This window comes from Sphaerisporangium sp. TRM90804 (genome assembly GCF_029846175.1).
Classification (GTDB): domain Bacteria; phylum Actinomycetota; class Actinomycetes; order Streptosporangiales; family Streptosporangiaceae; genus Sphaerisporangium.
The window spans coordinates 1-12,421 of record NZ_JARWAC010000012.1; the positions used below are offsets into that span (position 1 = coordinate 1).

At 72.8% G+C, this 12,421-nt stretch carries 12 protein-coding genes; 8 read left to right on the forward strand and 4 right to left on the reverse strand.

The window, feature by feature from the left end:
* The 4 genes from PYR91_RS16830 to PYR91_RS16845 all read left to right on the forward strand — a co-directional run.
* On the forward strand, positions 1–925 hold a 925-nt coding region (locus PYR91_RS16830), incomplete at its 5' end, for an aminotransferase class III-fold pyridoxal phosphate-dependent enzyme (protein ID WP_279780786.1).
* On the forward strand, positions 907–1,947 hold the full coding sequence (locus PYR91_RS16835) for an NAD-dependent epimerase/dehydratase family protein (RefSeq protein ID WP_279780788.1): 1,041 nt from the start codon (positions 907–909) through the stop codon (positions 1,945–1,947). The genes PYR91_RS16830 and PYR91_RS16835, both read left to right, overlap by 19 nt.
* Positions 1,948–1,966: 19 nt before the next feature.
* Positions 1,967–2,950: a UbiA prenyltransferase family protein gene (locus PYR91_RS16840; RefSeq protein WP_279780789.1), complete on the forward strand. Its 984-nt coding sequence runs from the start codon at positions 1,967–1,969 to the stop codon at positions 2,948–2,950.
* Between the two features lie 24 nt (positions 2,951–2,974).
* Positions 2,975–3,778, forward strand: coding sequence for a BTAD domain-containing putative transcriptional regulator (locus PYR91_RS16845; protein WP_279780790.1), 804 nt, complete (start codon positions 2,975–2,977; stop codon positions 3,776–3,778).
* A gap of 49 nt (positions 3,779–3,827) precedes the next feature.
* Here PYR91_RS16845 and PYR91_RS16850 read toward each other — a convergent pair whose 3' ends face one another.
* The 4 genes from PYR91_RS16850 to PYR91_RS16865 are packed head-to-tail and all read right to left on the reverse strand — an operon-like array spanning position 3,828 to position 7,658.
* Positions 3,828–4,871 (reverse strand): glycosyltransferase family 2 protein, encoded by a 1,044-nt coding sequence (locus PYR91_RS16850; protein WP_279780791.1) that lies wholly within the window; start codon positions 4,869–4,871, stop codon positions 3,828–3,830.
* Between the two features lie 4 nt (positions 4,872–4,875).
* Positions 4,876–5,904, reverse strand: coding sequence for a glycosyltransferase family 2 protein (locus PYR91_RS16855; RefSeq protein WP_279780792.1), 1,029 nt, complete (start codon positions 5,902–5,904; stop codon positions 4,876–4,878).
* 53 nt (positions 5,905–5,957) lie between these two features.
* On the reverse strand, positions 5,958–6,644 hold the full coding sequence (locus PYR91_RS16860) for a sulfotransferase family protein (RefSeq protein ID WP_279780793.1): 687 nt from the start codon (positions 6,642–6,644) through the stop codon (positions 5,958–5,960).
* A 6-nt stretch (positions 6,645–6,650) separates the two neighbouring features.
* On the reverse strand, positions 6,651–7,658 hold the full coding sequence (locus PYR91_RS16865; protein ID WP_279780794.1) for a glycosyltransferase family A protein: 1,008 nt from the start codon (positions 7,656–7,658) through the stop codon (positions 6,651–6,653).
* A 193-nt stretch (positions 7,659–7,851) separates the two neighbouring features.
* Between PYR91_RS16865 and PYR91_RS16870 the strand changes: the two genes are divergently transcribed.
* The 4 genes from PYR91_RS16870 to PYR91_RS16885 all read left to right on the forward strand — a co-directional run bounded on the left by PYR91_RS16870 (position 7,852) and on the right by PYR91_RS16885 (position 12,385).
* Positions 7,852–9,078, forward strand: coding sequence for an endonuclease/exonuclease/phosphatase family protein (locus tag PYR91_RS16870; protein ID WP_279780795.1), 1,227 nt, complete (start codon positions 7,852–7,854; stop codon positions 9,076–9,078).
* Between the two features lie 18 nt (positions 9,079–9,096).
* Positions 9,097–10,179, forward strand: coding sequence for a glycosyltransferase (locus PYR91_RS16875; RefSeq protein WP_279780796.1), 1,083 nt, complete (start codon positions 9,097–9,099; stop codon positions 10,177–10,179).
* A 242-nt stretch (positions 10,180–10,421) separates the two neighbouring features.
* On the forward strand, positions 10,422–11,438 hold the full coding sequence (locus PYR91_RS16880) for a lysylphosphatidylglycerol synthase domain-containing protein (RefSeq protein ID WP_279780797.1): 1,017 nt from the start codon (positions 10,422–10,424) through the stop codon (positions 11,436–11,438).
* Positions 11,439–11,551: 113 nt separating this feature from the next.
* Positions 11,552–12,385, forward strand: coding sequence for a sugar nucleotide-binding protein (locus tag PYR91_RS16885; protein WP_279780798.1), 834 nt, complete (start codon positions 11,552–11,554; stop codon positions 12,383–12,385).
* Positions 12,386–12,421 lie beyond the last annotated feature (36 nt).

Sequence of the window (12,421 nt, forward strand, 5' to 3'; positions counted from 1 at the left end):
GCACCCCCCCCCCGGCCCCCCCCCCCGGCGGGCCCGCGCCCCCCCCCCCCCCCCGGCCGCGGGGGGGGGGCGCGCCGGGGCCGCGGCGGCCCCCACCCCCGACGGGAGGTGCGACGTCTACGCGCTCATGGTGGAGCCGTTCAGCGCCTCCAGCATGCGCTGCTGGTCGGAGGCCGACCTGTACGAGCTGCGACGCCTCTGCGACGCGGAGGACATCATGCTCATCTTCGACGAGGTGTACACCGGCTGGGGCAAGACGGGCAGCCTCTTCTACTTCATGCGCCACCCCGACCTGCTGCCCGACATCCTGGTGTACTCCAAGTCGCTCGGCGGCGGGAAGGCGTCGATCGCCGGGTACACCGCGCGCGAGGCGATCTTCCGCAAGGCGTACGACCGGCTCTCCGACGTCATCCTGCACAGCACGACCTACTACGGGTTCGGCGAGGAGACCGCCACCGCGATCGAGGCGGTCAACGTGGTCGTCGAGGACGACTACCCCGGAAGGGCCCGCCAGATCGAGCGCGTCCTCGGGCCCGGCCTGGAGAACATCCACAAGTGCCACCCGGAGACGGTCGGCCGCGTGGCCGGCACGGGCGCGCTGTGGGGGGTGTTCCTCAACGGCGGCCCCAAGGTGCTCGACCTGGCCGCCAGGCTGGCGCCGGGCTTCTCCGGCGACCCGCAGTTCCGCACCAAGCTGGTGACCCTGTCGGTGATCGCCGAGCTCTACCGCGAACACGGGATCGTCTCCTACTACAGCCCGAACGCCGACAACCCGCTGGTCGTCGCGCCGACCCTCACCATCGAGCCCGACGACGTCGAGTACTTCCTGCGGAGCCTCGACAAGACGCTGGCCAAGGGACTGCCGAGGCTGCTCGGCCGATTCGTGCGGGAGAAGGTGGGGTCGCGGTGGTCCACCGGGTCGTAGTGACCGGCAGCGCCGGAATGCTCGGCGGCAACCTGGCCCGCCGGCTCGTGCGCGACGGCCACGACGTGGTCGGCGTGGACCTGCGCCCCCCGGCCGACCCCCTGCCGCAGGCCCGGCACCGGCTCGGCGACGTGCGCGACCTGTCGCTGATGACCGAGGTGATGACCGGCGCCGACGCGGTCGTGCACTGCGCGGGCGCGCTGCCCAGCTACCCGGCCGACCAGATCCACGACCTGATCGTCGGGGGCACCCGCGCCGTCCTGGAGGCGGGGCGCCGGGCGGGCGTCGAGCGGCTGGTCCACATCTCCTCCACCGCCGTGTACGGGCTGCCGAAGATGGTGCCCACGCCGGAGGAACACCCGCGCGAGCCGGTCGACCCCTACACCCGGGCGAAGGCCGAGGCGGAGGAGCTGGCCGAGAAGTACCGGTCCGGCGGGATGTGCGTGCCGATCCTGCGTCCGAAGACCTTCCTCGGCCCGGGCCGGATGGGGCTGTTCGCGATGCTCTTCGAGTGGGCCGAGGAGGGCCGCGACTTCCCGGTGCTCGGCCGCGGTGACGCGCGCATCCAGATGTTCGCGATCGACGACCTGGTGGACGCCGTCGCCGGCGTCCTCAGGGCGCCGGCGGACGTCGCGAACGACACCTACAACCTGGCGGCGTCCGAGTTCGGCACCCTTCGGGAGGACTTCCAGGCGGTGCTCGACGCGGCCGGCCACGGCAGGCGGGTCGTGTCGGTGCCCGCCCGCCCGGCCCTGGCCGCGCTGCGGCTGCTGGAGCGGAGCCGGCTGTCCCCGGTGTACGGGCGGCTGGTGCACAAACTGCTCGCCGACTCCTACGTCAGCATCGACAAGGCCCGCGAGCGACTGGGCTTCCGGCCGCGGCTGTCCAACCGGGACGCCATCATCGGCACCTACACGTGGTGGCGGGAGAACCGCGCGGCCGGCGCGCCGCGCGGCGCGGGCCAGACGAGCCGTGACGCCTGGCGGCAGGGCGCGCTCTCACTGGCCAAAGTCTTCTTCTAAAGCGGACCGGGGTACAAGCATGCACGTCGTCGAATCGGCAGACGTTCCAGAAAGCACGCGGCGTACGGAACCGGACCCGGCCCGGGCGGCGGAGGGCCGCCCGCGCCGGCTGGCGGACCTCGCCGGTCTCATCCGCCCGTCGCACACGGCCAAGGCGATCCTGCTCGTGCCGCTGGCGCTCGTCGACAGCCCCGCGCGGGGCCTGGCCGAGGTCGGAGGGATCCTGGTCGCCACGCTCGCGTTCGTCCTCGCCTCCGCCGCCGTCTACATCGGCAACGACATCGCCGACCGGCACCGCGACCGCCACCACCCCGTCAAACGCCATCGCCCGGTGGCCTCCGGCCGGGTGGCGCCGTGGACCGCGTACGCCTACTGCGCCGCCCTGCTGGCGCCGCTCGGCGTCATCGTCGCCCAGGCGCCGGGGACGTATTGGCCGGTCGTGGTGTACCTGGCGCTCAACGTCGCCTACAGCCGGGTGCTCAAGCACATCCCGCTGGTCGACGTGGGCACGGTGGCGTTCGGCTTCGTCCTGCGGGCCCTGCAGGGGTACGAGGTGACCGGAGGGCCGGTGCCGGCCTGGCTGCTGATCACGGTGTTCTCGATGTCCTTGCTGCTCCTCATCGGCAAGCGGCGCAGGGAACTGGTCGAAGGCGGAGCCGCGCACCGGCCGGCGCTCAGCGGCTACTCGATGGAGCTGACCAACTGGCTGCTGCAGATCGCCTCCGTGCTCGCCCTGGTGTCGGGCCTGATGTACCTGCGCGACGAAGGCCCGTTCGGCCCGGAGCTCGGGCAGACGGCGATGATGCTGTCCACGCCGTTCGCGCTCTTCGCCCTGTTCCGTTACCTGCAGATGCAGCTGGTGGGCGCCGAGGGCGGCGACCCGGTCCGCATCCTGCTGCGCGACCGCGTCATGGTCGCCAACTCGATGCTGTGGGCCGCCACCCTGGGGGTGACGCTCCTGCTGGCCCGCCACCCGTCCTTGGCGGTCGTCGTCTCGTTCTGACAGCAGCGGCACGGAGAGGAAGCAATGGACATCCGCTTATTGGGGCCGGTCGAGGTGACCGTCGACGACCGGCGCGTCTCGCTCGGCCCGCCCCAGCGGCGCGCGGTACTGGCGGCCCTGGCGGTCGACGTCAACCAGGCCGTGTCACTCGGGACGCTGATCGAGCGGGTCTGGGATCTCCCGCCCGGCGGCGCGACCGACTCGCTGTACGCCCACATCGCTCGCCTGCGGCGGGCGCTGACGGGGACCGGGGCCCGCATCGAGCGCCGCGGCGGCGGTTACGCGCTGGAGGTCGACCCCGACCGGGTGGACGCCTACCGGTTCCGCCGGCTGGCGAAGGAGGCGCAGTCCCTCGCCGCCGACGACCTCGCCCGGGCCGCGCTGCTGGCCGAGGCGATGGACCTGTGGTGCGGCTCCCCGCTGACCGGCATCCCCGGGGACTGGGCCGCCCGGATGCGGTACGGCATCGAGCAGCAGTTCGTCGGCGCCGTCGTCGCCTGGGCGCACGCCCACCTGCGCATGGGGCGCCCGGACCTGGTGGTCACCGAGCTGACCCCCCTGGTCCCGCGGTACCCGCTCGCGGAGCCGCTGGCGAGCATGCTGATGCGCGGCCTTCGCGCCCTCGGGCGCACCGCGGAGGCCGTGGCCCTGTACGCCCGCCTGCGCCGCTACCTCACCGACCACCTGGGCATCGAGCCGGGGCCCGAGCTGCGCGCGCTGCACCAGGAGCTGCTGCGCGGCGGGCCCGGCCCGCTGCCGGCGCGGGCGGCCGGGCGGGCCGGCGCCCGTGAGCTGCGGCTCGCCGAGGTCACCGGCTCGTCGCGATGACGAGGCGCTGCCCCCTCGGCCCGCGGAGCGGGCGGGCGGGGGCAGGCCGTCACGTCGCCGCACCTCCGCGCGGCCGGGGGACGATGTGCAGGTCGGGCTCGTAGAGCCTGCGGAACGTGGAGGAGGACAGCCATCGCACGACACCGGCCGCCACGCCGGCCGCGATGGCCACGTTCACGATGAAATGCACGAGACCGAAGTAGAGCAGGAACAGCGGCCCGCGTCTGCCCAGCACGAACCGGTACATGCCGAGGTCCGCCACGATCGACACGGCGAGCGCGAGGATCGGCAGCACGGCGCCGGCCGGGCCGAGCAGCGCCGCCACCGGGATCGCGGCCACCGCCGCCAGCGCGGCCAGGCTGCCGCCGGCCCGGCTGGAGGTCTCGAACCCGCGGGCGAAGCGCCGCCGCTGGACGTACAGCGGCACCCGGGCGCGTCCCCGCCGGTACAGCTTGCGCAGCAGCTTGAACAGCTTGTCGTCGTGGTCGTGCCGGGAGCGCACCGCGGTGGTCAGCACCATGTCGTACCGCTGGGTGAGGCGGTGACCGTAGTCGACCTCCTCGGTCTCGCGCAGCCGGGTGTTGAACGGCCCGATCTCGTCGTAGACGGAGCGGCGCATCGCGACCAGCGCCGGGAACAGGAACGAGATGGGCCCCTCGGAGCTGGCCGTCCAGTAGTAGTACTGCAGCGCGCGGTACTCCTCGACGAGGCTGTCGCGGATCAGCGGCTCCGGGTCGTGGATGCTGCACACCGCGCCGAGGCGCGGTTCGGCCGCGAGCATCCTCACGGCCACCTCGACGGCGTCGGGGTAGGCGGCCACGTCGGAGTCGGCGAACACCAGGATCTCGCCGTTCGCGTGGGCGGCGCCGAGGTTGCGCGCGGCGGCCACGCCCATGTTGCGCTCGGTGCTGACGACCCGGACGCCGAGCCGGCGGGCGACCGCCACCGAGTCGTCGGTGCTGCGGTCGTCCACCACGAGCAGCTCGACCGGCCGGTACGTCTGCGCCTGCAGGGCGCGCAGGCACAGCTCCAGCGAGGCGGCGTAGTTGTAGTTCGGCACGATCACCGACACCAGGGGGGAGTGACCGGTCATGGCCTCACACCTCCACGGGGGCCGGGCGGCCCGGCAGGTCGTAGGTGCTCCGGAACCGGCGGGACACCAGCCAGTGGGCGGCGCCGACGAACACGGCCACCGCGACCGTGACGTTCACCAGGAAGTGGACCGCCGCGAAGTAGACGGTGAACGGCGTGCCGGCGTAGCCCCGGACGAAGCGGTACATGCCCAGGTCGGCCGCGATCGAGCCGAGCAGAAGCGCGACCGGCGCGAGCAGCCACACCGGGCCGAACAGCACCGGAAGCGGCGCGGCGACCAGGGCGAACAGGGCCGCGAGCGAGCCCCATCCGCGGCTGCTGTTCGCCGGGCCGCCGTTGAAGTCGGGGCGCCTCAGGTACAGCGGGATGTGCATGCGGGCCCGGTGGAAGAACTTCGACAGCACCACGCTCAGCCGGTCGTCGTGGTCGTGTCTGCCGATGATCCGGGTGTCGAGCACGATGCGGTAGCGCTGGGTGACCCGGTGGCCGTACTCGGCGTTCTCGCTGTGCCGCAGGGCCGGGTTGAGCGGCCCCACCTCGTGGAACACCTTCGTCCACATGGCGAAGATCGCGGAGTAGATGGTGGTGATGTCGCCCGCGTCCCCGGAGATCCAGTAGTGCAGCTGGAGGCTGCGGTACCGCTCCACGAGGCTGTCGGGGATCAGCGGCTCCGGGTCGTACGTGCCGCACACCACGCCCAGCGCGGGGTCGGCGGTGAGCAGGTCCACCGCGTGCTCGACGACGTCCTCGGCCAGCGCCACGTCCGAGTCGAGGAAGAACAGCACCTCCCCGCCCGCGTGTCGCACCCCGAGGTTGCGCGCGGCCGGCGCGCCGATGTTGGCGTCGGTGACCACGACGCGCACCCCGTGCCGGCGGGCGACCGCCACCGAGTCGTCGGTGCTGCGGTCGTCGACGACGATCACCTCGACGCGCGGATAGGTCTGCCGCTCCAGCGCGCTCAGGCACAGGTCGAGCGTGCGGGCGTAGTTGTAGTTCGGCACGATGACCGAGACCAGCGGCCGTCGCTCGTCCATGATCGGTTCCTCCCTGGTCGAGATGTCCCGTTCTGGGGGCACTGTCATCCCGGTCACCTCGTCCGGCGCAGGAGCATCGGCGCGGCCCTGCCCCGCCCGCTCTGGGTGAAGTCCGAGGTGCCGTTCACCCGGGGGAACGGCTCATCGGGCACCGGGACGTCGAGGAAGTCGCACAGCGGGGCCCAGCCCTCGCGGACGTCGAAGACGAGCAGCCGCTCGGCCGGGATGGCCGCGACGACCCGCTCCCGGTGTGCCTCGAACAGCTCGATGGCGCGTTCCGGCTCGCGGTCCGCCGGCGTCGCGAAGGTGCGCGCGTCCAGGGTCGTGTCCACCATCCTCACGAAGGCGGCGAGGTCGGTGCCGAGCAGCGACGACAGCGCGACGGCGGCCCTGCCCGGCAGGGAGTTCATGCGCCGGCGCTGCATGAACAGCGTCTTGTGCATGCTGGCGACCCAGAGCCGCGGGTCGCGCACGGTGAGCACGACCTTCGCCTTCGGGTAGTGCTCGGCGAGCCGCCGCCAGTGGGCGGACGTCGGCCCGTCCACGCACGACTCGTAGCCCATGAGCAGGTCGTCCCAGTTCGCCGATTCCCGGCGGGTCGCGTGGAGGAAGGGGCGGATCTGCTCGGGATGCCGGAACACCTCGACCATGTGATGGCAGGGCCCGAAGCCGAGCCGTTCAAGCGCGGTCTTGAGGGAGAGGGTCCCCGTGCGGCCGAAGCCGGTGCCGATGACACGCATGGGCGTCTACTCCTGGAAGGCGAGCAGTCGGGCGCGCTTCTCCAGGCGGGAGAGCGCGAAGCGCTGCAGGACGCCCAGCGCCCCGCCGAGGGCGCCGGTGAACGTCACCGCGAGGTGGACGCCGGAGAAGTAGAGGCCGAACGGCACGCCCCGCTGTGCGTAGGCGAAGCGGTGGGTGTCGGCGTCCAGGGCGACGGCGGCGGCGACGAGCGCGGGGGAGACCAGCGCGCCGGCCCGGCCCGCCACCACGGGGAGCGCGAGCGCGGGGACGGCGGCCAGCAGCAGGACGCCGCCGATCGCGCGGGGCACGGAGTCGCCGGGCGTCTCGCCCTTGCGCCAGTCCATCGCGCTGATCCGGGAGCGGCGCAGCACCTTGCGCAGGATCGTCGGCACGGTGGCGTCGTGGTCCTTGCGGCCGCGTACGGCGTCGGTGAGCCTGACCTCGTACGACCGCTTCACGCGGACGCGGTAGTCGGAGGAGACGGTCTCCCGCAGCCGCGGGTCGAACGGGCCGATCTCGGCGAACACCTTGGCCGGTACGGCGAGCACGGCCGCGTGCAGCTCCAGGGTCGGCCGGTGGGCCGGCATCCACCAGCGGTACATCTGCAGGGCGCGGTACTGCGAGGCGAGGCTCTGCGACACCAGCGACTCCGGCCGCAGGATCCCGCCCAGGGCGCCGATCGACGGTTCCGCCCGCAGGATTCGCACCGCGTTCTCCACGGCGTCCGGGTCGAGCGCGATGTCGGCGTCGACGAAGAGCAGGATGTCGCCGGCGGCGTGCGCGGCGCCGAGGTTGCGCGCGGGTGTGGGGCCGCCGTTGGACTCGGTGCGCACCACCGTGGCGCCCATCGACGCGGCCACCCGCGCCGCGTCCTCGGTGCCGCAGTCGTCCACCACGATGACCTCGACGTGCGGATAGGTCTGTTCTTTCACCGCCTCCAGGCAGAGGCGCAGCACGTCGGACCGGTTGTAGCTGGGGATGACGATCGAGACTAGGGGATGCTCCCGACTCATGATGTGCTCCCGGGGCCAGAGGTCGTCGGTGTGTCAGACCTCGCGTCCGGTTCACGCTAGCCACGCGGGCTTGTCCCATTCTTGTCGCGTTTCTGCGGCGCGGCCGGGGTCCTTCCCCTGGCGGCGGCCGACAAGGAAGCGACAAGCTCTGCTCAGTACGTTCAACGCTGGCCTACTCACCGAGGCGGTGCCGATGAGCGACCAGGACGTCGCGATCGAGGAGCAGCCCGCAGGCGCGCCATCCCACCCCCAGGTGGGCTGGACCACCCGCGTCGGGCGTTTCGTCCGCCCGAGGCGGCGCTGGTGCCTCGGAACCAGGCTGGTGGTGACCGCCACGGTGGCGTGGCTGCTCTTCCTGGTCGCCCATCTGCTGGCGAGCGGGCGCACGTCGCTGTGGGCGCCGGTCGACCTGATCCCGCCGCTGCTCTTCCTGGCGGTGCCGGCGCTGCTGATGGCCGTCGCGCCGCTGGCCCGCCCGGTGCGGTGGCGCATCCTGTCGCTGCTGCTGGTCGCCGTCCTGCTCGGCGCGGGGCGGAGCGGGGTCAACTACGCCACCCTCTGGCACACGCCGCCGCCCGCGCCGCCGGGAGCCGTCACCGTGGCGGCCTGGAACACCGAGTTCTGGGACCAGGACTGGCGCACCGCCGAGGGCGACCGGTTCTCCCCGGGGTTCTACGACCATCTGCGCGCGCTGGACGCCGACGTCTACCTGCTGACGGAGTACCTGTACGTCGACACCGAAGCGGGTGACCTGCTGGCGCAGGGCTGGGGCGCGCACGACCTGGCGATGCGCATCGACAAGCTGGCCGAGCTGCGGCGCACGTTCCCGGGCTACCAGATCGCGGTGTCGGGGCACCAGCTCACGCTCTCGCGGTTCCCGATCGTGCGGCAGCGCGGCCTGGACATCCGGCCGTGGCTGCCGGCCAACCAGAGGACGATTCCGGAGCACATGCGGCAGTGGCCCGAGGGGTACACGGTCGAGACGCTGCGCACCGACGTCGACGTGCACGGGAAGATCGTGTCCTTCTACGACGGGCACGTGTCGCAGCCCCCGCTCGAATGGCGGCTCCTGGACGCCGAGTCCCGCCGGGACAACCTCAACAGGGTGCAGCGGCGGGAGGCGAGCTACCGGGCGATCCGCGCGGACATCGCGACCAACCGCAACCCCGTCGTGCTCGCGGGCGACCTGAACACCTCCCCGGCGATGGGGATCGGCCGCCTGATCCCGGAGGGGCTGGTCGACCAGACGCCGGCGCTCTCGTCGCTCTACCCGGCGACCTACCGGTACGGGCCCGCCGAGCTGTGGCGGATCGACTGGATGTACACCACCCCGGACGTGACGGTGCACGGCTACGAGCTGCCCGACGCGGCGGGGCTGTCCGACCATCGGGCCCAGCGTGTGGTCCTTTCTGTGTCCTGAGCGACGAAGGGAACGGATATGCCTGACGTGATGCCCTGGAGTGCGGACGTCGCGGTCATCGTCCCGAACTACAACAAGAGGAAGACCCTGCGGGCCTGCCTGGACTCGGTGTTCGCGCAGACGTACCCCGCGGCGGAGGTGGTCGTCGTCGACGACGTCAGCACCGACGGGTCGCTGGAGATCGCGCGGGAGTTCCCGTGCGCGGTCGTCGAGTCGCGGCGCAACCGGGGCCCGGCCGGGGCGCGCAACCTCGGGGTGGCGAGCACGTCGGCGCCGCTGCTGTTCTTCGTGGACTCCGACACGGCGCTGGCGCCGGACGCGATCCACAACGCCGTGAAGGCGTACCGGGAGACGCCCGACTGCGGGATGGTCCAGGGCATCTACGACAGGGAGCCGCTGTACGACGACGGCCCGGTGGAGCGTTACCGGGTGCTCTGCGAACACTATGAGCGCAGTCAGACGACGGCGACGTTCCTGTCCTGCACGCTGATCCCGCGGCACGTCTTCGAGGAGGCGGGGCGGCTGGACGAGCGCCTGCGCGACGGCGAGGACTTCGAGTTCGGCACGCGGGTTCCGTCCCGCTACCGGCTGGTCGTCGCGACCTCCGTGGTCACCAAGGCCGACGACGAGGACCGGTTCTGGGGCTGCCTGGCGGAGCGTTTCGTCCGGTCCACCACCCTGCCGGTGATCATGTGGAGGGCGCGGGGGCTGCGTGAGCAGGGCAAGGTGGGCTTCCAGCTCAACATGATCGGCACGGGCCAGCACAAGCGCCGCAAACCGCCCAAGATCTCCTCCGCGTCCGCGACGGCCACCTTCCTCACGCTGCCGCTGGCGTCGCTCACCCCCTGGCTGCTCGCGGTGCCGGCGCTGACGTTCGGGGTCTTCGCCTGGAAGAACCGCCGTTTCATCGGCTTCTCCCGCCGGCACCGGGGCATCCGCTTCGCCCTGTGGGTCACCTGGATGCAGCTCTGCTTCCACACCGCGTTCTTCCTCGGCGCCTGCGCGGGCCTGCTCCGCGTCGCCTACGAACTGGGCCGCAGACAGGGAGACCCGCTCAGAACCCCCCTGTCCCCGGCCCCGCCCGCCGGCGCACGCGAGTGAGCCCACCCAGACTCCCGCGCCCGCTCAGGTCCGCCGGGCGCCGCCCCCGAGCCGAACCGCCCGCGAGAAGCGCCGAAGGGGACGTGCCCGCCCCCGGCCCCGCGCGCCGGTCGGGGCGAGTGGGTTCGCTCAGACTCCCGCGCCCGCTCAGGTCCGCCGCGCACCGCCCGCGAGCCGAACCGCCTGCGGAGAGTGCCGAAGGGGACCTGCCCGCCCCCGGCGCGTCCCGCTGGTCGGGGCGGGTGAGGGCGATCAGGTTGCCGCGCCCGCTGGCACGGGCACTGGTCGCCGCGTTCACGCTGGTCGTCGTGGGCGCGATCGTGCTGACGCTGTCCCGGCTCGACTGGGGCGTGGTCGCGGTCCTGTTCGCCCGGCGCGACGCGGGGGAGATGGCCCTGCTGCTGGCCGGCGCGTTGCTGGCCAGCATGGCGGGGTTGTCGTTCGGGTTCCTGGCCTGGCGTGTCGTGCTGCTGGAGCTGGGTCCGCCGATCAGCGAGCCGCGTGTCGTCCGCGTCTTCTTCGTCGGCTTCCTGTCGAAGTACGTGCCGGGACGGGTGCCCGGCATGATCGCCGTCACGAAGGTGGCCGCGGCCAACGGCATCGCCTTCGGCCGGCTGATCGCCACGGCCGCGCTGATCATGAGCCTGGTCCTGCTGAGCGGCTTCACGGTCGGGCTGCTCGCGGGCGTGCAGCTCCTGGGCGCGCAGGCGGGATGGCTGGCGGGCGCCGCCGTGCTGATCGTCGCCGTCCTGGCGCGGCCGCAACTGATCAACCAGGGCTCCGCGCTGCTGCTGCGGCTGATGCGCCGCCCTACGGCGGCCGAGACCGCCTCGGTGCGCGGCGTACGGCTGGCGGTCGCCTGGCAGAGCCTGTCGTGGGTGGTCACCGGTCTGCACGTGTGGCCGCTCGCCATCGCGATGGGCGCCCCCCCGGTCCGATCCCTGGCCCTGTGCGTCGGCGCGTTCACCCTCGCCACGACGCTCGGCATCGCGGCCCTGTTCATCCCCGACGGCATAGGCGTCCGCGAGGCCATGCTGACCGCCGCCCTCAGCCTGGTGATGCCCCCGCCCGCGGCGGCCGTGGTCGCCCTGGTCAGCCGCCTGGTCTCCACCGTCGCCGAGATCCTGCTCGGAGCCGTCGCCCTGACCATCGCCGAACTACTCCTCCGCCGCCGCCGAGCCCGGCAGCAACCGGCGGACGAAGAACCCTCCCCGCAAACAGCGCCGCCGATCGCCGGCCTCGCCCACCGCGCCGACTGACACCCGCGCCCGGAGGCGGCGCACCGTCCCCGATCCCCGCGCAGCTTCCTGACGAACGTCCACCCAGAGGTGACGTTCCTCCGTTCGGGGCCAACCAACTATGGTGACCGGCCATGAGGGTCCTCATCGTCGGTGGCAGTGGTCTTCTCGGCGGCGAACTCGTTCGGCAGTGCCTGGCGGCCGGGCGTGAGGTGGCCGCCACCTGTCTGTCCCGGCCGGGGGAGAGCGCGGGTGTCGCGTGGTCGCCGCTCGATGTGCGCCGGCGAGGGGATGTCGAGGCGCTGGTCGGCGCGTTGCGGCCGGAGGTCGTCGTCAACGCCGCCTACCGGCAGACGGACTGGGCTACCACGGCGATCGGAGCCGTCAACGTGGCCCTCGCCACCTCCGCGGCGGGCGGGCGCCTGGTCCAGGTGTCCAGCGACGCGGTCTTCTCCGGCGCGGCGATTCGCTACGACGAGACGTGCCTCCCCGACCCGGTCACCCCGTACGGCGCGGCCAAGGCCGCCGCCGAGACGGCGGTGCACGCGATCGCGCCGGCCGCGGTGACGGCCCGGACGTCTTTGATCATCGGTGACGGCGGCGGTGACTCGGCGCACGAGGAGCTGGTGCACTCGCTGGCCGCCGGCGGCGCCAGGAAGGTGCTGTTCACCGACGACGTGCGATGTCCCGTACACGTCACCGACCTCGCCGCGGCGCTCCTGGAACTCGCCGACTCCGAGCACCACGGCATCCACCACGTCGCGGGAACCGACGCGCTGAGCCGCTACGAGCTGGGCCTGCTCATCGCCCGACGCGACGGCCTCGACCCGGCCCGATTGCCTCCGGGCAGGCGAGCCGACGCCGGCCTGCCCGGCCCGATGGACGTGCGCCTGGACTGCGGCCTGACCCAGCGCCGCCTCCGCACCAGGCTGCGCGGCGCGCGTCAGTTCCTGAGCGAGGTCGGTTAGGAAGCGCTGTGCGGTGAGGTGGCGCACACCGGCCGC

Bases quoted from the DNA above. Each gene is read 5' to 3' on its own strand.
- PYR91_RS16840 (WP_279780789.1), top strand. From the start codon at position 1,967: ATGCACGTCGTCGAATCGGCAGACGTTCCAGAAAGCACGCGGCGTACG.
- PYR91_RS16845 (WP_279780790.1), top strand. From the start codon at position 2,975: ATGGACATCCGCTTATTGGGGCCGGTCGAGGTGACCGTCGACGACCGG.
- PYR91_RS16850 (WP_279780791.1), bottom strand. From the start codon at position 4,871: ATGACCGGTCACTCCCCCCTGGTGTCGGTGATCGTGCCGAACTACAAC.
- PYR91_RS16855 (WP_279780792.1), bottom strand. From the start codon at position 5,904: ATGGACGAGCGACGGCCGCTGGTCTCGGTCATCGTGCCGAACTACAAC.
- PYR91_RS16860 (WP_279780793.1), bottom strand. From the start codon at position 6,644: ATGCGTGTCATCGGCACCGGCTTCGGCCGCACGGGGACCCTCTCCCTC.
- PYR91_RS16865 (WP_279780794.1), bottom strand. From the start codon at position 7,658: ATGAGTCGGGAGCATCCCCTAGTCTCGATCGTCATCCCCAGCTACAAC.
- PYR91_RS16870 (WP_279780795.1), top strand. From the start codon at position 7,852: ATGAGCGACCAGGACGTCGCGATCGAGGAGCAGCCCGCAGGCGCGCCA.
- PYR91_RS16875 (WP_279780796.1), top strand. From the start codon at position 9,097: ATGCCTGACGTGATGCCCTGGAGTGCGGACGTCGCGGTCATCGTCCCG.
- PYR91_RS16885 (WP_279780798.1), top strand. From the start codon at position 11,552: ATGAGGGTCCTCATCGTCGGTGGCAGTGGTCTTCTCGGCGGCGAACTC.